Below are 19878 nucleotides of genomic sequence, written 5' to 3'. Positions count from 1 at the left end.
CCCCGCGGTGGTGCGGTTCTTACTGGAGTCGGTAGGCGATGCCCCGCTTGCGGTCCGCCTTCTTGCAGGCGTCGATCATCTGCTGGCACTCCGCGGACGTGTTGGCCATGGGCTTCTCGCAGAAGACGTGCTTGCCCGCCTGCGCCGCGCGCACGGTGAACTCCGCGTGCATGCTGTTGGGCAGGACGATGTAGACGGCCTGCACCTCTGGATTGTCTTTGGTTTGATCAAACGACTTGTAGTCGTAGAGGCCTTCGCGCGGTCTCCGCTCACCAACGCTACCAGCCTGCCGCGCTTCATCTGTCCGAAGGCGGGAGGAGTTCCTCGAGCGACAGGTGGCCCAGGCCCACCACGGCCCAGCCTACGCGCTCGGGTTCGGGCTGCGGGTTGGGCGGGCCGGGACGCTCGCGCTCGGTCTTGGCGAAGGTGTCCGGCAGCTTCACCTGCGGCGCGGCGGCGAGCACCGGAGGCATCCACGCGCTCGCGGTGAGAAGTCCCCCGTGGCTCCCAGCATGCGCCTGCGGGTCCACAGCCGGGGGCGTCGTCCATCATGCGCGGGCCTCCTCCGTGCCTCGCGTCATGCCGCGAGGGGGGCGTCAGCCCATCGCATGCGATGGCACTGCAGGGCAGGGGAAGCTCAACTCGCGTGTGGTGCAGGACAGCGAGGAGGGGACGGGCGTTGAGAAGCAGGCGGGGCCCGTGTCCGGAAGACCGTGGGCCCCGTGCTCTGGCTCAAGTGCTGACGCTGATCTGGCAGCTCATGGTTGAGGGCTGGCGTCAGCCCTCATCGAAGACCGGGTCCTGCTCCGTTGGAACCAGGGTGAGTTCATGCATCGCGAGAGGAGCAGGCTGCTCGTCGTTGCTCCTGACAATCCCGATGACTTGCGCGGCGAAATGGATGCGGTCCGTCTTGCGGATCTGCATCAATCCTCGGTCCGCCCAGCTCGTTTCAGGGTTGTCCGCGGAGATGTCGCCTCGCCAGCTTCCGTCAGGGAGCACGGAGATGCGGACCCGCTTCATGGTGTAGGACTTCTGATCGATATAGTCGTTGTGGGCGAGGACGTAGATGCCATTGTTCTCGATGACGCCGGGCAGTGCGGAGTTCGCCTGGGCATCTGGTTCCTGCAGTGGATCCAGGAAGACCCTGTCGAGGAACTTGAGCGCCACGACGTCATTTTCCCGCAGCGTGTCCGCCATCGAGTTGCCCGTCACGAGCGCGAAGGCATCGATGCTCGTGCCGTCGATCGACTGAAGAGGTGTGTCCTGGTCAGGGCGGGGGGCGGCGTTCAGGCCTGCGGCGACGCGGAAGATCTGCTCCACCCGGCGTGCCGATTGAATGACTTCATTGGAGACCTTGAGCTCCTTGAGCCTGCTCCGGAGGTTGCGACGCCTGGGCCGATTGACTGGTGGGGGCGTGGCCTCGGCCGCGGTGTTCGCGACGGAATCCGGCTTCAAATCCGAGAGGGGTCGTCCCAGCGCGAACTCGAAGAACTTGAGGAGGCGCTCATTGCGTTCGGAGGATTCGGCGATTCGCTTGGTAGCGGTCCACGGTTTGTCGGTTCGCCAGGTCTCGCCGAAGATGAACTTCTCGAAGTTCGGCGCGTGGGTGAGGCTCGTACCGCCTTCCTTCAGTAACGCCTCGATCTGCGCATTCGCCAGGTTCGCCTGGTCTCCTTCATCCAGGTCGTAGATGACGCGGTAGTGGATGTCGAAGGCGTTGAGGACCTTCTGGAACGCGGGGATGGTCCACTTGCCACGGCAGTTGATGATCGTGGTGGCGCGTCTGGCCAGGAGGTACCTGGCCCAGTTGAGCTCCCCGGACTCGCAAAGCTTCCTGGCGACGGCGTCGATTGCCGCGAGTTCGCAGTCACCCTCGACCAGGCAGACCTTCTCCGAGAAGAAGGCCTCGTTCACGGCCGGATCGAAGTTGAGCAGCATCCTGAGTCGCGCGCGCTGTTCCTTGTCGGTGGCGGACTGGTCGAAGACGTCCTCGGTGCGTTGATAGGCCTCGGGATGACCCTCCTTCTTCCTCAGGATGACGATGCCATCGTGACGGTCCGCGAGGTCGAGGAAGACGGGCGAGTGCGTCGTGCAGAGAACCTGCCCGACACCGCTCTGCGCAATCTTCAGCAGGGTGTCCCGCATCCTCCGGCACATGCCCGGATGCAGGTAGATTTCAGGCTCTTCAATCAGGAACAACATGTGTTGGCGCTCGCGCGAAGCGCTCTGCCTGTTCTGCTCCACGTACAACTGGAGCAACGCGAGGACGATGGAGCGCTGGGCGCCGTGGCCCTGGTTGTCTGGTCGCGTGGACAGGGCGCCATCCAACACCCTGAACTCGGTGCTGCTCGCGAGGTCCGAGGTCACATCCGGAGTGGTGAACTTGAGCTCCGCACGGATGTCGATGAGTTCCTTGAACTTCTCCGTCAGCTTCTCCTCCATGGAGGCCACGATCCGGTGCTTGCCCTCGGTCGCGAAGAGTTCCTGAAGCTCATCCGCTGCTGACTTGAACCGGATGACGCATTCGTGATTCGCCAGTTGCTGGTCGAACAGGGCTTTGACGATCTTCCGGATCGCCGATTGCTTGGCGCCCACGTCCGTCTCCGCGCTGGTCTCGCGAAGCGCGGGGACATAGATGACGCTGGGGAGGGCCGCTTCGAGGGCGGTCGTGATGCTCCCCGGATGGAGCACCCATTCCTCCTGCTCGTGCACTTCGAGGAGGGGAGACTGGAGCTCACGGGCGGCGTTGAGGAGCTGCTCGAACGTGGGCTTCGCTGGGGCACCGTCCTTGAGGGCGCGCTCGATGACGGGCTTCCAGCGCTCGTCTTCCTTCTCAAGCGACTTGATGCTTTTCTTGCCCGACCACCCCGTGAGTTGGTGGTCCGGTGGACGGCCGGGGTTGTACGACCAGTTCTCCGCTGCGCCGTTGATCGTCTTCCAGATGCGCTTCAGCCGGTAACGCTGCTGGGCGCCGTCGAAGAAGGTGTTGTCCTTGAGGGCGTCGAGCTGGCAATCGTTGTCGGTCAGTTGGTCGAACTCGAGTTCGACCTCGATCGGTCCGTTACTGGGAGCGTTGCCGGGAAACTGTTCCTCGGAGGCCTTCATGCTGGCGCTGCATGCCAGCCGGATGGCCTCCAGGATGGAGGACTTCCCCGCGTTGTTCTCTCCAACGATGGAAAGGAAGTCCGCGGAGCCCTGCCGCTGCTCTTCCTTTTGAGGAATTCGCAGTTCGATCGACTTGATGGACTTGTAGTTCCGGATGGTGACTCGGTCCAACCTCATGGGCGCCCTCCCTCGCATCGCGGCGTGACCGCATTCGCGATGTCGGAGGTTGCCCGCGCTCCCAGGACGCAACCATACCCCCTGAGAGGGATTGCGGAGCGAAGGCTTGCGACCCGGCGGGGCCCGTGTCCGGAAGACCGCGGGCCCCGCTTGACGCAGACGTCAGGCGCTGACGCCCACGCCGATGGGGCAGCTCACGCCGGTGCCGCCGACGCCGCAGTAGCCGCCCGGGTTCTTCTGCAGGTACTGCTGGTGGTAGTCCTCGGCGTAATAGAAGGCCGGCGCCGGGAGGATTTCCGTGGTGATGTCTCCCAGGCCCTTCGCGTTGAGCGCGCCCTGGTACGTCTGGCGCGTCTCCTCCGCGGCGCGCTTCTGCGCGTCGTTCGCGTAGTAGATGCCGGAGCGGTACTGGGTGCCCGCGTCGTTGCCCTGGCGCATGCCCTGCGTCGGGTCGTGGTTCTCCCAGAAGACCTTCAGCAACTGCGCGTACGTGACCTTCGCCGGGTCGTACACCACGCGCACGACCTCATTGTGGCCCGTGAGCCCCGAGCAGACCTCTTCGTACGTGGGGTTCGGCGTCAGCCCGCCCGCGTAGCCCACCGCCGTGGAGTACACGCCCGGCACCTGCCAGAACTTGCGCTCCACCCCCCAGAAGCAGCCCATGCCGAAGACGGCTGTTTCAAAGCCCTCCGGCACCGGCCCCTTCAGCGGGGTGCCCAGCACGGTGTGCTTCTGCGGAACCGGCATCTCCTGCGGGCGGCCCGGCAGCGCCTCCTGCGGAGTGGGGAGCCTCAACTTCTTCGGGGACGTGAAGAACATGCTCTAGCTTTAGCCCCGGGCCTCCCCGTTTTCACGCCCGGCGCACGCCCGCCCACCCGCCCCCCTTCCCACCAGGAATGCCCCGTCCCCCCGACGGTTTCCCAGGCCTCCCATGCGCACCCGCCTCCTCGCCGCCCTCTGCCTCCTGGCCCCCTCCGCCGCCCTCGCCGCCAGGGACCCGCGCTGCGCCGGCAAGCCCGCCGCCCGCGCCGCCCGCTTCTCCGACACCGCCCTGAAGGGCACCTCCGCCGCGGAGCGTTACGCCGCCTATGTCCAGGCCTGTGCACTGGATGACGTGGTGGCCCTCACCCAGACCCTTGTCCGCTTCAAGACGGTGAGCAGCGAGGCCCCCGCCGCGAAGAACCCGGAGGTGGCCGCCATGGGCCGCGCCCTGGAGGCTTGGGCGAAGCAGCGCGGCTTCGGCTTCCGCACGGTGGGCGCCAACGAAGTCTTCGAGCTGTCCTGGGGCGAAGGCGAGCCGCTGCTGGGGCTCGTGTTCCACGGCGACGTCGTCCCCGCGCCCGCCCATGAGTGGAAGCGCGCGCCCTTCAAGCCGGTGGTGGAGAAGGGCCGCCTGTACGGCCGCGGCGTGGAGGACGACAAGGGCCCCATCGCCTCCGGGCTCGTCGCGCTGTCCATGGCGAAGGACCTGGGCCTCAAGCCGCAAGGCAAGGTGCTGGTCATCATCGGCAACGGCGAGGAGAGCGACTGGAACGGGATGAAGCAGTACGCGGACACGCAGCCCAAGCCCACGCATGTCATCTCCGTGGACTCCGGCTACCCCGTGATGGCCGCGCAGTCCGGCTTCGTCGCGTGGACGCTGGAGGCCCCCGTGGGCGCCGCGCTCGCCACGCCGAAGGAGGGCACCGTCGCGCGCGCCGTGGACGTGAGCGCGGGCGAGTTCCTCACCCAGGTGCCCGGCACCGCCACGTTGAAGCTCGAGCCCGTGAAGGGCCAGACGCCGGAGACGGTGCTCGCCGCGGTGAAGGCCGCCATCGCGCAGGAGTCCTCCTCCCGCAAGGACCTGAAGGCCGAGGCGAAGCGCGAGGGCAGCGCGGTGGTGCTCACCACCCACGGCGTGGCGGTGCACTCGTCCACCGCGGACGAGGGCCACAACGCGCTCTGGGACATGTCCGCCGTGGCCTCGCGTCTGTCATTGGAGGACAACGGCGTCGCGGCGCTGCTGCGCGTGGTGGCGAAGCGCTTCGACGGCGACCACCACGGCGAGAAGCTGGGCCTGAAGTACCAGGACGCGCTGATGGGGCCGCTGCTCGTGGCGCCCACCGTGCTGCGCGTGAAGGACGGCACCGTGTCCCTGGGCGTCAACATGCGCCGGCCCCAGGGCCAGGACGCGGCGGCCTTCAACGCGTCGCTGGACGCCGCCGCGAAGCGCGTGGGCGAGGACTCCGGCGGCCAGGTGAAGGAGGGCGCCGGCCGCTACCTGGGCGACCCGCACGTGGCGGACACGTCCGGCCCGCTGGTGAAGACGCTGATGGACATCTACCAGCGGCAGCGCAAGGCGCCGGACGCGGTGCCCGGCTCCATCCGCGGCGGCACCTACGCGCGGCTCTTCCCTCGCGCCGTGGACTTCGGGCCCGCGTTCCCCAACGAGCCCTACACCGGCCACGCCCCGGACGAGTCCATCGCGCTGGAGACGCTGGACCTGAGCACGCGCATGCTCGCGGAGGCCGTGCACACGCTCGCCATCGCGCCCACGTCCGAGGTGAAGGCCTCGCCCTGACGGCGGCTCACGGCTTCAGGTAGCCCCGGGGCGGGGGGACGCGGGGCCAGCGCACGGTGAAGGTGGTGCCGCCCCCGGCGGCGGTCTCCACGCGGACGCTGCCCCGGTGCACCTGGACGATCTCGTTCACGATGTAGAGCCCCAGCCCCAGGCTGCGGTGCTTGTTGCCCACCCGGGGCACGCTCGACTGCTTGAACGGGTCGAACAGGTGCGGCAGCAGCTCCGGCGGGATGGGCTCGCCCTCGTTGCGCACCCGCATCACCACGTCCGCGGCTTCCGCCGTGAGCGTGGTGACGACGGGCGTGTCGTTCCTCGCGTGTTGCAGCGCGTTCACCACCAGGTTGCCCAGCACCTGCGTCACCCGGTCCGGGTCCCAGTCCCCCCACAGGTCGTCCCCGTGCACCTCCAGCACCAGGGGCCGCTCCGGGTAGACGACCTGGAGCTCCTCCAGCATGCCCTGGCACAGCTCCTCCATGTTCACGTGCTGGCGCGTCACCGGGATGCCTCCGCCCAGGCGGCTGCGCGCGAAGTCGAGGATGTCGTTGATCATCCGCGTCATCCGCGCCGTGGCCTTGCGGATGCGGTCCACGGAGCGGAGCGCCGTCGCGTCCAGCCCGGGGACCTTCCCCAGCATGAAGGCGGACGCGTTCACCGCGTGCAGGGGGTTGCGCAGGTCGTGGCCCAGGACGGCGATGAGCTCCTCGCGGAAGTCGATGGCCTGCTGGAGCGCTCCCTCCGCGCGCTTGTGGTCGGTGATGTCCACCACCGTGGAGCCCACGCCGAGCAGCACCCCGTCCGGGGTGCGCACCGGGAAGTAGTCCGCGCGCCAGATGCCCGCGCGGCCCCGCACCGGATCCGGCCCTTCGAGCAGCACGTCCTGCACGGGCTGCCCGGTCTCCAGCACCTGCCGCAGCGAGTGCTCGATGGCGCCCACGGAGCGGGTGCGGACCATGTCGTGCAGCGTGCGGCCCCGGTGGTCCTCCACGGGCCTGCCGTTGAGCCGCGCGAGCGTGCCGTTGATGCGCAGGTAGCGCAGGTCCGGACCCAGGAACGCGATGCCCACGGGCGACGCCTCCAGGAGCGAGTCCAGCAGCGCCAGCGACCGCTCGGCCTCCTTGCGCGCCTCGTGCTCGCGCGCGTGCAGCTCCGTCTGGGCGATGTGCGCGGAGGCCCGCTGCGCGACGGCGTGGAAGAGCAGCACGTCCGAGTCGGAGAAGGCGAAGGCCGTGCGCGAGCCCATGTACGCCATGCCCAGCAGCCGCTCGCCGTCCATCAGCGGCAGGCCGTACAGCGCGCGCAGCCCCGCGCGGCGCAGCGGCCCGAAGAGCACGCGGGGGTCCGTGGCGGCCGAGCGGACGAAGAAGGGCCGCCGCTCCAGCGCCGCCTGCCCGCTCACGCCCAGGCCCACCGGCACGCGCAGGCCCATCACCTCGTCCGTGCTCAGGCCCACCGAGGCGCGCACCACCAGCGCGTCGCCCTCCAGCAGCATCACCGCCGCCGTGTCCACGGTGAGCGCGGACTCCATCAGCCGGGTGAGCAGGCGTCCCAGGAGCGTCTCCATGTCCGGGTCGTCCAGCGTCGCCTCGGACATGCGGTCCAGCGTCTGGAGGATGCGCTGCTTCATGTCCCAGAAGAGCGTCATCGTCCGGGTGACCACCCGGTCGAGCGTCTCCTCCAGCCGCGTGAGGTCCCCGGGCCGCAGCCGCTGCTCCTGCGCCTCCAGCCGGTGCAGGATGCAGCGGCGCAGGAGCGCGTACTCCCGGGCCACCTCGCCCAGGTTGAAGCCCGCGTCCAGCCGGGCCGCCGCGTGCGCCGCCTCCAGGCGCTCGTCCATCGCCTCCGGCCCCAGCTCCATCGCGTCCGCCAGGGCCGCGAGCAGCTCCGGCATGTGGTCGATGAGCCAGGGCTGGCGGGCGGGGTCCTGCCCGCTCAGGACCTGCGCCACCGCCTGATGCCAGTCCGCCAGCAGCCCGTCGTGATTCGCGCGCAGGAACTCCGCCGCGGACAGGCGGGGACCGCCACGCGCATGCTCGTCCACGGAGTGTGAATCCGGCTCCTGCATCGCCCATCTCCCCGGGCCCTCGCCCGGTCGCGCCGCCCCTCGCGAAAAGTCTGCGCATGGCGCCCCCAACGCGCTTCACCCCCGCGTCGGAGGGAGGCGCGCCACGAGCCCCCGGCCGCCGGCTCCAGGCCCCGGACGCACCGCCCGGCGCGCCGTTCACCTTCATGCGCTCGGCCGGCCGTGGGGATGTTCGCGCCCCAGGACATGCGCACGCTCGGGTAGGGTGGCCATCACAAAGCATGCGCACCCTCCTGCTCAACCGCTCCGCCGTGGCCCGCAACATCCAGGCGCTCCTGCTCCTGGACGACCTGCGCGAGGCCTTCCGCACCGACGTCCTGGCCCGCACGGTGGCCCCGCAGCGGGTGCGCGCGCCGCTGCACTCGGAGGGCACCGCGCTGGTGCTCTTCCCCGGCTGCGTGCCCGGCATCCCCGCGTACACGGTGAAGGTGCACGCGAAGTTCCCGGGCCAGAAGCCCGCCATCCAGGGCGTGGTGCACCTGCACGACCTGGTGACGGGGGGGCTGCTCGCGGTGATGGACTCCGGCCACCTCACCGCCGTGCGCACCGGCGTGGTGGGCGCGCTGGCCGCGGACGTGCTGGCCCGGCCGGACGCCACGCGCGTGGCGGTGATTGGCGCCGGCCGCCAGGGCGTGCTCCAGCTCAAGCAGTTGCGGCTGGTGCGCACGCTCAGCCAGGTGCGCGTCTATGACACGAACATCGAGCACGCGAACGCCTACGCGCGGCGCATGTACCAGGAGCTGAACCTGCCCGTGAGCGTGGAGACGTCCGTGGCGGAGGCCGTGGCGGACGCGGACATCGTGGTGACGGCGACGTGGAGCCACCAGCCCTTCCTGCACGCGGGCATGGTGCGGCCGGGCACGCACATCACCGCGCTGGGCGCGGACGAGCCGGGCAAGGCGGAGCTGTCCCAGGACCTGCTGGAGCAGTCGCTGTTCGTCTGCGACCACCGCGGCCTGAGCGTCTCCACCGGCGCGGCGGGCGCGGCGGGGCTCACGGAGGCCGCCATCCACGCGGAGCTGGGCGAGGTCCTCGCGGGCCTCAAGCCCGGGCGCACGTCCCAGGAGCAGGTGACGGTGTTCGCCGGGGTGGGCCTGCCCTTCCAGGACCTGGCCGCCGCCTGGCACGTGTATCAGGCGGCGACCGGCGACGAGGACGTGCCCACGCTCGACTTCGACGCGTAGCGCGGGCGCGGGCCTCCTCAGGCCCCGGACAGCGTCTTCGAGAGGCGCACGGCCTCCTCGTGCAGGTCGGTGTCCTCCGCCAGCGGCATGGCGAGCACCTTCTGCACCAGCTCCTTCGCCTTCTGCTCCTGGCCCAGGCGCGCCTGCGCGAGCGCCAGGTTGAGCAGCGGCTCCGGGCGGTCCGGGGCGCGGCGCACGGCCTCCTCCAGCACCGTCACCGCGCGCGGCAGGTGCGTGTCCGCCGGCTCCGCGGGGACGCGCAGGAGCAACTGGCCCAGGTTGTTCGCCGCGCGCCAGCCGTCCGGCGCCAGGCCCATGCCCTGCTCGTACGCGGCGATGGCCTTGTCATACGCGGGCGGCTCCTGCGACTCGAAGCAGGTGGCCTCGGCCATCTTCAGGGACTCGCTGGCGACGCCCAGCGACGCCATGGTCTGGCACAGGTGCCGGGCCTGCTCGATTTGACCGCGCGCCAGCATGAGCTGCGCCAGGTTCGCCTGGGCGTCCGCGTCCTTCGGGCGCTGGGCCGCGAGCGCGGAGGCCGCCTGGTAGGACGTGCGCAAATCACGCAGCGCCATGGACAGCACCGTCACGGACGCGAGCAGGCGCGGCTGGTTGGGCACCGCCTTGAGGCCCTGCTCCAGCACCTTGCGCGCCTCCACCAGCTTGTCCTGGGCGGACAGCGCGTGCGACAGGCTCAGGTACGCGGGCACGAAGCGCGGCGCCAGCGTGAGGACGTCGCGCAGCGTGGCGAGCCCGGCGTCCGCCTGGCCCGCCTCCAACTGCACCTGGCCCAGCCGGTAGCGGAACACCGGGTTCTGGGGCGCCAGCTTCGCGGCCTGGGACAGGGCCTCCAGCGCCTGGGGCGCCTTGTCCTGCTTGATCAGCATCATGCCCTTGCCGAAGTACGCCTCGGCGCGGTTGGGCTCCACCGCGAGCACGCCCTGGTAGGCCTTGAGGGCGGCGTCGAGCTGACCCTTCTGGGCGGCGATGTTCGCGCGCACGAGGCCGGTCTCCGCCGTGGCGCCCTGGGACTCCGCCTTGGCGAGCAGCGCTTCGGCCTGGGGCACCTTGTTCTCCACGAGCGCCAGCTTGGCCATCACCACCAGCGCGTCGCGGTGGTGGGGGTTCTTCGCGAGGAGCTTCTCGGCCTCGGCCCTGGCCTGGGCCACCTGACCCTGCGCGAGGAGGGTTTCCAGAGAGTTCATGATGGAAAGTGTCCCCCAGGGGGCGGGGGCTGTCGAGCAACGGGGAAAAAGGAAGGGCCTCGCCCGGATGGACGAGGCCCTGGGAAGAGCATCAGGTGGAAGGCGGCCGGACGCGGCCCGCCACTACCACTTGCTCAGCGCGTCCTTGATGCCTTCACCGACGTTCTTGATGCCCTCGCCGACGTTCTTGATGCCCTCGCCGACGTTCTGCACCGCGTTGCCCACGCCCTCGACGGCGGCCTTGGCGGCGTCGCCCACCTTGCCCACGTCGACGGAGAAGCCGAACTCCACGCTGGCGCCGATGCCCAGCGCCGCGCCCACGTCGAAGTTGGCGGACAGCTTGCCGTCCTTCAGGCCGACGTTGGCCTCGAACTCCACGCCGATGCCGGCGAAGGCCTCGGCGCCGGCCGTGACGGTCGCGGGGCCAATCTCCTGCGTGACCTCCGCGCTGGCGCGGGCGCCGGCGAAGGCCTCACCGTGCACGGAGGCGGCGGCCTGGCCGTGCAGCGGGTCCAGCACCACCTGACCCGTGGCGGTCGCCTCGGCGCCCACGTTGCCCTCGGCGCCCCACTCGGAGCGGCCCAGCGCGCTGTCCGCGTGGCCTTCCACGGAGCCGCGCACCAGGTCTGCGCGCGCGTCCACGGAGCCCTGCGCGCCAATCTTGCCGTGCAGCGGATCCACGGAGACGCTGCCCTGCGCCGCCACGTCCGCCGTCAGCGCCTGGCCTTCCACCGTGTTGTGGAAGCTGCCGTTCACGTCACCGGAGGTGTGCGAACCGGAGGCCGCGGTCCAGCTCTTGTTCCACTCACCGGAGGCCACCGTCTTGTCGAAGCGGCTGGTCTCCAACTGCTTCTGGATGTCCGTGGTGGTGCTGGGGTTGGCCTGGTTGCTGGTGGTGACGCGGTTGCCCTGCACGCCGCGGTTCAGGTCGATCGTCGCCTCGCCCTGGGCCCGGTTCTGCGTCTGGGCCTGCACCTCGCGCCGCACCTGCGTCCCGTTGGCCGGAGGCGTCGTCGTGGTGTTCCGGAACACGGGGCGGTAGCGGTTGGTCTCGATGGACATGGAGGAGGGCTCCGGCGGCGCGAGGCGCGGTGGGAAATCTTGTGACTTGAGAGAGTATCGGCGCCCCACCCAAGAAAGTTTCCGCGCCTCTTTTTTCTTTCTGATCCGCTCGCGCCCTCAGGGCTCGGATCTCCCGGGAGCCAGGATTCCCTCGGGATCGCACGCCGCCTTCAGCCGCCTTCGCACCTCCGCGGAGTCATCCCGCACGGGCGGTGCGGCGTCTTGCGCCTGGAGTCCGGCTCGGGTCAGGTGGTACCCGGCGTCCGCCAGTTCGCGGGTGAGGGCGCGGTAGCAGGCCTGGGCGCGGGCGTCCTCGCCGCGCACGTCCCGGTCATAGGCGAGCGCGGTGACCAGGTAGACGCAGCGCGGGGAGTGGGCGAGCAGCGCCAGGTTGGGCTCGAACCCGAAGAGGCGGGGGACGCGGTCGGCGATGTCCGTGGCGCGCTTCGCCTCCGGGCCGGTGAAGGGGACGGCGACGGAGCACCAGATGAAGCCGCAGCGGTCGCGGTCCGGGTTCGGATCCTCCGGCTTGGGGGTGCGCTTGCGCCAGTAGGCCATGGCGAGGTTGGTCTCGGTGGGGACGCCCTGGAGCGTGCCTTCCCCAAAGGGGGCCACCGGGCCGAAGGACAGGGGGCGGAAGGCGCCCTCCACGGCGCGCGCGAGCCGCTTCTCCAGCAGGGCGCCCAGCTCCGCGTCCGGGGCGGTGAGGGTGCCGCTGATGGCCCAGCGGCCGAAGCCCTCGCGCAGCTTCTCGCGGGCCCACTCGGGCAGCGGCGCGCGGCCCACGGAGGGGTAGGGGAACTGCTGGGTGATGCTGTACGCCTTGATGTCGTTCCAGAAGAAGAAGCTGCCCTTGAGCGTGCCGTCCAGGGCCAGGGCCTGGAGCCGGTCCACCATGTCCCAGAGCTGGGCGTCGTCGTTCACGGCGCAGAAGAAGTCGCGCAGCCAGGGCTGCTTGCGCGCCAGCCAGAACGTCATCCGCGTCACCACGCCCAGCGACGACTGGCTGAAGAGGCCGTCCAGCACCGGGCCCAGGCCCCAGCGGAAGACGGGGGCGGCGCGGGCGCCGGGGAAGCGCGCGTGGCCCGTCTCCACGCGCTCGCCCGTGGGGAGCACGGCCTCCAGCGCGCACACGTGCTGGAAGATGTCCGCGTTGGGGCCGGCCCCGTCGCCGCGCTCCAGCGCGTTGCCCACCATGCTCGCGTCCGGCGAACCGCCGATGGTGGTGATGAACGTGGAGGAGCCCTTGTCGCGCAGGTACGCATAGGCCTGGCGGAACGTCACGCCGGGCTCCACGGTGAGGTACGCGAGCTGCTCGTCGTGCGCGAGCACGCGGTTCATGCGCCCCAGGTCCAGCAGCACGCTGCCGTCGCCAGGAGGCACGCGCGAGCCGTAGCCCCAGTTGCGGCCGGCGCTCACCGGGTACACCGGCACGCGGTGCGCGGTCGCGACGCGCAGGCACGCCTGCACCTGCGCCGTGTCCGCCGGCCGCACGATGGCGGGGATGCGCTGGGTGGTGGCGAAGGTGGCCGTCTGGGCGGCCTCCAGCGCTTCGGGGTCCAGGATGACGTGCGCTTCGCCCATGGCCTCCCGCCACGCGGCCAGGGCCGCCTGGAGGTCCGGCGCCTTCGCTTCGGTCTGGTTCACGGCGCCGCAGTATGCCCGCGCGGGCGTGCCCCCGCTGGCCCCCCGGGCGGCGAGCGGGCGGGCGTGCCCCGGGCGGGGAGGGTCGCCGGGTGGACACCGGCCGTGGTCGCCCCCTGCCGCGTGTTCATCTTCGGCGTGGGGAGGTGTTCATGATCGGCTTCATCGCGTCGCGCAGCGGACGGTGGGTTCGGATTCTGGCGGGCACGGGCATGGTCCTGGGCGGACTTGGCGCGGGCACGGCCCGGGGCGCGGCGGTGGCGCTGACGGGCCTGGTGCCGCTGCTCGCGGGCGCGCTGGACCTGTGCCTCCTGGGGCCGCTCATGGGCCTGCCCCTGCGGGGCGCGGACCTGCGGCGCGCGCTGGGGCAGCCGGAGGACGCGCCGCTGCTCGACCTGGCGCACGACGGGGGGCGCTCTCCGTACGCGCCGCCCAGCACGCTGCTGCACTAGCTACTTCGTGCTCACCTGGAAGGGGATGGCGAGCGAACCGAACGGCTCGTCCGTCTGGGCGTCCACCAGCTTCACCTGGAGCGTCACCGCGTTCTCGCGGCGGGCCACGCCCTGGAAGTAGAGGAAGCCCTCCTGCGTGCCGCCGGGCTCCAGCGTGCCCTCTGGCAGCGCGTTGTTGAGCATGTCCTCGGTGGGCAGCGGCTGCTCGTAGTAGTACGGCGGGCCGTAGTAGGGCCCGTAGAAGGAGTTGCCCCAGCCCCAGGGGCCGTACCAGCCCGGTCCCCAGCCGCGGTAGGGCCCGTAGCCGTAGCCGCCGCCCACCCACACCCTGCCTCGGGGGTACATCGCCGGGGTGTAGCGCGCGGGCGCCTGGGAGTCCTCCGAGGACGTGGCCCGCCGCAGCGACAGGGGCGGCAGCGCGCTGTAGCGGAAGCGGGACTCCTGCCCCACCAGCGCGAAGTCCTTGTACTCGAGGCGGAGCGGGCGCTGCCCCTGGTTCTCCAGCCGGACGTAGACGGGGGTGACCCGGCGCTCCAGGTCGGACGGCGAGCCCTGCCACGCCGAGCCGTCCGCCGTGAGCCGCACGCCGTCCGCCTCCGTGATGGCGCTGCTCTTGCCGCCCTGGAGGACTCCCGCTTCCGGCACGGGCCGCAGCTTCGTCTCCGCCGCGCAGCCCGCCAGCAGCATCAGCCCCAGGGCCCCCACTCCCAATGCTCCACGCATCGCATGCCTCCTCGTCCTTCAAGGTAGGGCGTGCGGCGTTCAGGGGATGACATGCCCTGTGCTCCACCCCGGGCAGCGGGCGGGCGGGTCAGGGCCTCCAACCGCGCGCCCCTTCAGGGCTGGGGCGTCACCGGCTCGGCGGCGGTGGCGGGCCAGGCGGGCGCGTTGACGAAGTCCCAGTCCTGGTGGCGCGCCCAGGTCTCGAAGGTCTGCCAGCCCACGCGCGGGTGGCTGTTGCGCAGGGTGAGGATGTCCGCGTGGTAGCCCACGCGGTCGAGCCACTCGAACATGGCCGCCAGGTCCTCGCTCTGCCGCTGGAGCTGGTCCAGGGGAACCTGTTCGTAGTGGATGCGGTGGCCGCTCACCATGGAGAGCAGCGCGGCGGCCTGCTGGCCCGTCACCTCGTCGGAGGCGACCTCGATGCGCTCGCCGATGAAGCGCTCCGGGTCCCCCAGCACCTGCAGCGCGAAGCCGGCCAGGTCCTCCACCGCCACCATCTGCAGGCCGCGCGTCGCGGGCAGCGCCAGGGCCAGCCTCCCCTGCGCCAGCAGGTCGCGCGTGGGCGGGTGGAGGAGGTTCTCCATGAAGAAGGCGGGGCCCAGGATGGTGAAGGGCATGTCCCGCCGCCGCAGGTACAGCTCCACGGCGTGCTTGCTGTCGAAGTGGGGGACGCCGGTGAGCTCCGACGCGCCCGCCACGGACGAGTACACGAAGTGCCGCACGTTGGCGCGCTTCGCCGCGTCCGCCAGGTTCTTGCCGTGCTGGACCTCCGCGTCCACGCCGCCCGCGCCGAAGGGCGTGGCCATGGCGTAGACGGCGTCCACGCCGCGCATGGCGGCCTCCAGGGAGACGGGGTCGTCGAAGTCGCCCTGGGCCAGGGTGACGCCGGGCCTGCGCAGGGCGCGGGCGGCCGGGGCGTCCGCGTCCCGCACCAGCGCCACCACGTGGTGACCCCGGTCGGCGAGCTTGCGGAGGACGGCGCCGCCCTGTTGGCCGGTGGCGCCAGTGACGAGCACGGTGATGGAGAAATCCACGGGCATGGGTTCAGACCTCCGGACGCGACGTGTCACGGAAAACTGGAGACGCCCCCTGCCAATGGCGAGGCCTGGAAGCCGCAGTGTCCTCCCCCGAGCACAGGCTCCCGAGGCAGGCAGGCGACCTGAGGGGAGGGGCAGGCGGCGTGGCATCCTCCCGGCCCCATGAGCAAGCGTGACACGCCCCCGTCCTCCGAGCTGGTCTCCGCCGCCCAGGCGCTCGACGCAGAGCTGCTGCGCTTCGAGGCGCTGGCGGAGCAGTTGAAGGAGTCGCCCCTGACGTCGGAGAAGCACCTGGAGCGCGCGTCGAAGACGCTCAAGGACCTGGCGGACCTGGACGACGCGCTCCGCCTTCGCGTGGGCGCGCTGGTGCAGGCCATCACCGGGGTGCGCAACCGGCAGCAGGCGCAGGCGGACGCGGTCAACGTGTGCGCGCAGGAGCTGCAGCAGCGCACGGAGGTGTTCAAGGACCTGCTCACGCGCTACGGGGCGTTGGGGCAGAGCGCGGCGGACCTCAACGGGCGCATGCAGGAGTTCGCGGCGCTGCGCCAGCAGGCCACGCGCACGGCGGAGGAGGACGCGCGGCTGACGGAGGTCTTCACCTCGCTCCAGGCGCGCATGGCGGAGGTGGCGGACGAGGCGGCCACGCTGACGCGCGCGGCGGAGGAGGCGAAGTTCACCGACATCGGCCGGCAGGCGGAGTCGCTGCGCCAGCAGTTGCTCTCCGCGCGCAACAAGCTGGCCCTGCTGCACCAGGGTGTATCGAAGTGACGGGGCGCGCTCAGCTCAGGTAGGTGGGCTCGAAGTCGTCCGGGCTGTCGATGGGGCGGCGCCCGGAGAAGCCGGCCTTCAGGTCGTGCCAGTGCGCCACGGTGTTCTCGCCGAAGCGCCAGCAGAGGTACACGGGCTCTTCTCCGCGCCGCGCGTGGAAGTCCACCAGGCCGTCCGCGCCTTTTATCTCCAGGCCCATCTCCTGGAGCGGGCCCAGCTCGCCGCGGATCCGCTCCAGCAGCTCGTCGCGCTCCTCGCGGAAGGAGCGCACCTCGGGGGTGTCGGGCGGGGCCTCCGGACCGTCCAGCACCTCCGCCAGCTTCTGCACGCGCTCCACCCAGGGGCGCACGCGCCCGAAGGTCTTCGTCAGCAACGGCACCAGCCGGCTGGCCTCTTCCACGCTGAAAAAGCGCATCGGAGGGACAGCATGCAGTGTGCGCCCTCCGCAGGCCACTCCCTTCGGGGTGGAGGGGCGGGGCACGGCGGCCGTGACCTGTCCGGAACATGTCAACGGATGGGACGGGCGGTCACCCGCGCCGCAGCGATGACAGGTTTTCCAGGAGCCAGCGCCAGGCGGCCTCGCGCAGGGGGAAGGCGGCCTCGCGTTCCACGAAGGCGGGGGTGTGTTCCGCGGCGCAGCGGCCGGCGGCGTCGTGGGCGTCGGGGCCGGCGTCGGTGGCGGCGAGGTCCGCGTGCAGCAGGGCGTGGAAGACGATGAAGTCCACGACGAAGGCGGGCACGGTGGGGCGGTCCAGCGCGGGGTGGACGCGCACCTCGCGCAGGCGCGCGTCGTAGCCGCCCAGGTGGATGGAGCGGCGGGTGCGGCGCGCGGGGCGGCGGGCCCAGCCGACCTCCACGGCGTGCACGCGCCCGTCGAAGTACGCGGCGTCCAGCCGGGCGTGGACGGCCTTGAGGTCGAAGCAGCGGCCGCGCGTGCGCAGCGGGGCGCCGGGCCTGCGCTCGCGGCGCACCTGGCCGTGGTGGGCGTGGCTGAAGGCCTCCAGCACCTCGCGGGCGGCGGTGTCGCCGGACACGTAGAGGGCCAGGGCGCGCACCACGGTGTCGGGCGCGTCCAGGAAGAGGTGGTGCAGGCGCAGGCGCACGCCTTCGGGGAGGCGGCGGTAGCTCACCAGGGTGGCGCGGTTGTCCGTCAGGCGCAGGTGCACGGGCCGGCCCAGCAGGGCGGACACGCGCCGGGCCAGGTCCGCGGCCCGGACCAGCGCGTCCTCGCGGGACGGCAGCCGCGCGCGCGCCGGCTCACGCCCGGGCTCCGGGGCGTCGAACATCGCCAGTTGTCCGGGCGGCGGACGCATCGGGGCAAAGGTAAGCCCTGCCCCCGCCCGCTGGCCAGGAGGATGCGTGGCCCCGTGTCCGGCGCCCTGCGCGGGCCGTCAGGCCGTCGGAGGCGCGGGGTACCGCTTCGCGAGCGAGGCGATGACGGCGAGCAGCTCCCCGGGCTCCACCGGCTTGGGCACGTGGCTCTGGAAACCGGCGCGCAGCACGCGGGTGCGGTCCTCCGAGCGGGCGTAGGCCGTGATGGCCACCGCCGGGGTGTGGCCTCCCTCCTCCGCGGGCAGCGCGCGCACGCGCTCGATGAAACCGTAGCCGTCCGTGCCCGGCATGCCGATGTCGGAGACGAGCACGTCCGGCTGCTCCGCCTGGAGCACCTGGAGCCCCTCCATCGCGGAGCCCGCGGTCACCACGTGGGCGCCGTTGTCCTCCAGGAGCGTGCGCAACAGCTCCCTCGCGTCCTCCTCGTCATCCACCACGAGCACGCGCACGCCGCCCAGCTCCGGCGGGGGCGAGGGGCCGCGCTCCGCCACGGGAGGCTTCGGCGACGGCGGCATGGCGGGGTCTCGCCGCTGCGTGACGGACAGGGGCAGCCGCACGGTGAACGTGGCGCCCCGGCCCTCGCCCTCGCTGGCGGCGGTGACGGTGCCGCCGTGCATCTCCACGATGTGCCGCACGATGGACAGCCCCAGCCCCAGCCCGCCCGTCTTGCGCGTGCTGCCGCTGTCGGCCTGGCGGAAGCGCTCGAAGACGTGGGGGAGGAAGGCCTCGGAGATGCCCTGGCCGCTGTCCTCCACGGTGAGCTCCACGAGGGAGTCCCGCCGGCACACCACCAGCCGCACGTAGCCGCCCCTGGGCGTGAACTTCACCGCGTTGGACAGCAGGTTCCACACCACCTGCTGGAGCCGGTGCGAATCGCCCATCACGCTGCTGGAGGTGTCCACCGTGGCCCGCACCCCGATGTGGCGCGCGTCCGCCGCGGGCCGCACGGACTCGAGCGCCTGCTGCACCACCGCGGACAGGTCCACGGGCGCCACGTCCAGCTTGAGCTTGCCGGACACGATGCGGCTGACGTCGAGCAGGTCCTCGATGAGCTGCCCCTGCGAGCGCGCGTTGCGCTCGATGGTCTCCAGCGCGCGCTCCCGCCGGGGCGCGGGCAGGGTGCCGGTGCGCAGCAACTGCACCCACCCGAGGATGGCCGTGAGGGGCGTGCGCAGCTCATGGCTGATGGTGGCGAGGAACTCGTCCTTGAGCTGGTTGGCCTCCTCGGCCTCGTGGCGCGCGGCGCTCTCCCGCGCGAGCAGGGCCTCGCGCTCCACCTCCGCCTGCTTGCGGTCGGAGATGTCGATGACGCTGCCGATGTAGCCCAGGAAGTGCCCCTCCGCGTCGTAGCGGGGCGAGCCGGTGTCCACGGCCCACCGGTACGCTCCGTCCACGCCGCGCAGCCGGTAGTCCAGGCGGAAGGGCCGGCGGGCGGCGTTGGACTCCGTGAAGGTCCGCTGGGTGCGCTCCAGGTCGTCGGGGTGGATGGCGTCGAGCCAGCCGAAGCCCAGGCCCGTGGCCTCCGTCTGCCCGGTGAGCGCGTACCAGCCCCGGTTCAGGTACGTCGTGGAGCCCTGCACGTCCGTCACCCAGAGCATCACGGGCGCGTGGTCCGCCATGTTGCGGAAGCGCGCCTCGCTGTCGCGCACGGCCTCCAGCAACTGCTCGCGCTCCCAGGCCACGGTCTTCTGCTCGGTGATGTCGCGCGCGGCGGAGTAGAGGAGGCCCAGCTCGAGCACGGGGCGCGAGGCCCACGCGAGCCACCGGTAGCTACCGTCCCGGGTGCGGAAGCGGTTCTGGAAGCGCTGGGTGGGGATGCCGTGGGACAGCTTGTGCATCTCCTCGCGGGTGGACGCCTGGTCGTCCGGGTGGACCAGGTCCATGAAGGGGCGCTGGTAGAGCTCCTCCTCGCTCCACCCGAGCACGTTGACGAAGTGCGTGTTCACGCGCTTGAAGTACCCGTCCAGGCCCGCGACGCAGAACATGTCCGGGGACAGTTGGAAGAAGCGCTCGCGGTCCTCGGCCTCGGCGTGGCGGCGCTCGGCGCTGCCGGACGCGAACGGGATGACGGCCTGGGCGAGCGCGTTGTCGATGCATGCGTCGAGCACGCGCAGCAGCGGCAGCGGCACGTCCACGCCGGCGCGCTCGGCCCGGGCCAGGATGCAGTCGCGCAGGAGGCCGTATTCGCGCGTGAGCAGGGCCACGTCGGCGCCCAGGCGCAGGCGCTGCCGGCCGTGGGCTCCGGCGGCCTCGCTGTGCTGGAGCGGAGCGAGGCCATCCGCGCCCTCCTTCGCGTCCACGAGCGCGGCGTGGAGCCCATCGAGCAGGGCGGGCAGTGCGTCGACGAGCTGCTCGTGTGTCAGGCGCAGGGAGACGAAGAGGGGCGACGCCCGCGCGCACCAGTCCTCCAGGAGCGCCTCGCGGTCGGTGTCCAGCAGCTCGGCCAGGGACGCGGGGGAACGGCCCCGCGTGGGCACTGGCCCTTCCGGGGAAGGGCCCTGCTCCTGTGAACCCGACGAGGACATGAACGCCCTTGAGGTGCGGCGGCC

The 19878-nt window shown here is 71.4% G+C and carries 16 protein-coding genes and 1 pseudogene; 4 read left to right on the top strand and 13 right to left on the bottom strand.

Annotation, left to right across the window (positions count from 1 at the left end; genetic code table 11):
* Positions 1–19: 19 nt before the first annotated feature.
* From K8556_RS09040 to msrA, 4 genes and pseudogenes are all read right to left on the bottom strand, one after another.
* Positions 20–241, bottom strand: a pseudogene (locus K8556_RS09040) (Gfo/Idh/MocA family protein); the annotation flags it as partial.
* 55 nt (positions 242–296) lie between these two features.
* The gene (locus K8556_RS09035) at positions 297–473 is read right to left on the bottom strand and encodes a hypothetical protein (RefSeq protein WP_223739619.1); all 177 of its coding nucleotides are present in this window, start codon (positions 471–473) and stop codon (positions 297–299) included.
* A gap of 304 nt (positions 474–777) precedes the next feature.
* Complete coding sequence (locus K8556_RS09030) at positions 778–3282, bottom strand: AAA family ATPase (protein ID WP_223739618.1); 2505 nt, start codon at positions 3280–3282, stop codon at positions 778–780.
* A 162-nt stretch (positions 3283–3444) separates the two neighbouring features.
* A complete protein-coding gene (msrA, locus tag K8556_RS09025; protein ID WP_223739617.1) occupies positions 3445–4101 on the bottom strand; it encodes a peptide-methionine (S)-S-oxide reductase MsrA in 657 nt (218 codons plus the stop codon).
* Between the two features lie 112 nt (positions 4102–4213).
* Between msrA and K8556_RS09020 the strand changes: the two genes are divergently transcribed.
* Entirely contained in the window at positions 4214–5842 is a 1629-nt protein-coding gene (locus tag K8556_RS09020) for a Sapep family Mn(2+)-dependent dipeptidase (RefSeq protein ID WP_223739616.1), read from the top strand.
* Between the two features lie 7 nt (positions 5843–5849).
* On the opposite strand, the gene K8556_RS09015 is transcribed toward K8556_RS09020, so the two are convergent.
* Positions 5850–7880, bottom strand: coding sequence for an ATP-binding protein (locus K8556_RS09015; RefSeq protein ID WP_223739615.1), 2031 nt, complete (start codon positions 7878–7880; stop codon positions 5850–5852).
* Between the two features lie 263 nt (positions 7881–8143).
* On the opposite strand from K8556_RS09015, the gene K8556_RS09010 reads away from it, so the two are divergent.
* On the top strand, positions 8144–9106 hold the full coding sequence (locus K8556_RS09010; RefSeq protein WP_223739614.1) for an ornithine cyclodeaminase family protein: 963 nt from the start codon (positions 8144–8146) through the stop codon (positions 9104–9106).
* A 17-nt stretch (positions 9107–9123) separates the two neighbouring features.
* On the opposite strand, the gene K8556_RS09005 is transcribed toward K8556_RS09010, so the two are convergent.
* The 3 genes from K8556_RS09005 to K8556_RS08995 all read right to left on the bottom strand — a co-directional run bounded on the left by K8556_RS09005 (position 9124) and on the right by K8556_RS08995 (position 13020).
* Positions 9124–10311 (bottom strand): tetratricopeptide repeat protein, encoded by a 1188-nt coding sequence (locus K8556_RS09005; protein WP_223739613.1) that lies wholly within the window; start codon positions 10309–10311, stop codon positions 9124–9126.
* Positions 10312–10434: 123 nt separating this feature from the next.
* Positions 10435–11373, bottom strand: a complete 939-nt coding sequence (locus K8556_RS09000; RefSeq protein ID WP_223739612.1) for a hypothetical protein — start codon at positions 11371–11373, stop codon at positions 10435–10437.
* A 117-nt stretch (positions 11374–11490) separates the two neighbouring features.
* Entirely contained in the window at positions 11491–13020 is a 1530-nt protein-coding gene (locus K8556_RS08995; protein ID WP_223739611.1) for an FAD-binding oxidoreductase, read from the bottom strand.
* Between the two features lie 149 nt (positions 13021–13169).
* Between K8556_RS08995 and K8556_RS08990 the strand changes: the two genes are divergently transcribed.
* The gene (locus K8556_RS08990; protein WP_223739610.1) at positions 13170–13469 is read left to right on the top strand and encodes a hypothetical protein; all 300 of its coding nucleotides are present in this window, start codon (positions 13170–13172) and stop codon (positions 13467–13469) included.
* On the opposite strand, the gene K8556_RS08985 is transcribed toward K8556_RS08990, so the two are convergent.
* Together K8556_RS08985 and K8556_RS08980 are read right to left on the bottom strand one after the other, a co-directional pair.
* Positions 13470–14192, bottom strand: a complete 723-nt coding sequence (locus K8556_RS08985; RefSeq protein ID WP_223739609.1) for a hypothetical protein — start codon at positions 14190–14192, stop codon at positions 13470–13472.
* A 113-nt stretch (positions 14193–14305) separates the two neighbouring features.
* Complete coding sequence (locus tag K8556_RS08980) at positions 14306–15232, bottom strand: NmrA/HSCARG family protein (RefSeq protein ID WP_223739608.1); 927 nt, start codon at positions 15230–15232, stop codon at positions 14306–14308.
* A 159-nt stretch (positions 15233–15391) separates the two neighbouring features.
* Here K8556_RS08980 and K8556_RS08975 point away from each other — a divergent pair, with 159 nt between their 5' ends.
* Positions 15392–15997, top strand: coding sequence for a hypothetical protein (locus tag K8556_RS08975; RefSeq protein ID WP_223739607.1), 606 nt, complete (start codon positions 15392–15394; stop codon positions 15995–15997).
* A 10-nt stretch (positions 15998–16007) separates the two neighbouring features.
* On the opposite strand, the gene K8556_RS08970 is transcribed toward K8556_RS08975, so the two are convergent.
* The 3 genes from K8556_RS08970 to K8556_RS08960 all read right to left on the bottom strand — a co-directional run bounded on the left by K8556_RS08970 (position 16008) and on the right by K8556_RS08960 (position 19806).
* Positions 16008–16412, bottom strand: coding sequence for a DUF2203 domain-containing protein (locus K8556_RS08970; protein WP_223739606.1), 405 nt, complete (start codon positions 16410–16412; stop codon positions 16008–16010).
* Positions 16413–16524: 112 nt separating this feature from the next.
* Positions 16525–17283 (bottom strand): hypothetical protein, encoded by a 759-nt coding sequence (locus K8556_RS08965; RefSeq protein ID WP_223739605.1) that lies wholly within the window; start codon positions 17281–17283, stop codon positions 16525–16527.
* Between the two features lie 105 nt (positions 17284–17388).
* Complete coding sequence (locus tag K8556_RS08960) at positions 17389–19806, bottom strand: PAS domain S-box protein (protein ID WP_223739604.1); 2418 nt, start codon at positions 19804–19806, stop codon at positions 17389–17391.
* Between the last annotated feature and the right edge of the window lie 72 nt (positions 19807–19878).

It is taken from the genome of Corallococcus sp. AS-1-12 (assembly GCF_020036995.1).
Taxonomy (GTDB): Bacteria; Myxococcota; Myxococcia; order Myxococcales; family Myxococcaceae; genus Corallococcus.
Note: the sequence above shows the minus strand (reverse complement) of the source record. Positions and strands in the feature narration are given on the sequence as shown.

Bases quoted from the DNA above. Each gene is read 5' to 3' on its own strand.
- K8556_RS08990 (WP_223739610.1), top strand. From the start codon at position 13,170: ATGATCGGCTTCATCGCGTCGCGCAGCGGACGGTGGGTTCGGATTCTG.
- K8556_RS08965 (WP_223739605.1), bottom strand. From the start codon at position 17,283: ATGTTCGACGCCCCGGAGCCCGGGCGTGAGCCGGCGCGCGCGCGGCTG.
- K8556_RS09035 (WP_223739619.1), bottom strand. From the start codon at position 473: ATGCCTCCGGTGCTCGCCGCCGCGCCGCAGGTGAAGCTGCCGGACACC.
- msrA (WP_223739617.1), bottom strand. From the start codon at position 4,101: ATGTTCTTCACGTCCCCGAAGAAGTTGAGGCTCCCCACTCCGCAGGAG.
- K8556_RS08985 (WP_223739609.1), bottom strand. From the start codon at position 14,192: ATGCGTGGAGCATTGGGAGTGGGGGCCCTGGGGCTGATGCTGCTGGCG.
- K8556_RS09030 (WP_223739618.1), bottom strand. From the start codon at position 3,282: ATGAGGTTGGACCGAGTCACCATCCGGAACTACAAGTCCATCAAGTCG.
- K8556_RS09010 (WP_223739614.1), top strand. From the start codon at position 8,144: ATGCGCACCCTCCTGCTCAACCGCTCCGCCGTGGCCCGCAACATCCAG.
- K8556_RS08970 (WP_223739606.1), bottom strand. From the start codon at position 16,412: ATGCGCTTTTTCAGCGTGGAAGAGGCCAGCCGGCTGGTGCCGTTGCTG.
- K8556_RS09020 (WP_223739616.1), top strand. From the start codon at position 4,214: ATGCGCACCCGCCTCCTCGCCGCCCTCTGCCTCCTGGCCCCCTCCGCC.
- K8556_RS08975 (WP_223739607.1), top strand. From the start codon at position 15,392: ATGAGCAAGCGTGACACGCCCCCGTCCTCCGAGCTGGTCTCCGCCGCC.
- K8556_RS08980 (WP_223739608.1), bottom strand. From the start codon at position 15,232: ATGCCCGTGGATTTCTCCATCACCGTGCTCGTCACTGGCGCCACCGGC.
- K8556_RS09000 (WP_223739612.1), bottom strand. From the start codon at position 11,373: ATGTCCATCGAGACCAACCGCTACCGCCCCGTGTTCCGGAACACCACG.
- K8556_RS09005 (WP_223739613.1), bottom strand. From the start codon at position 10,311: ATGAACTCTCTGGAAACCCTCCTCGCGCAGGGTCAGGTGGCCCAGGCC.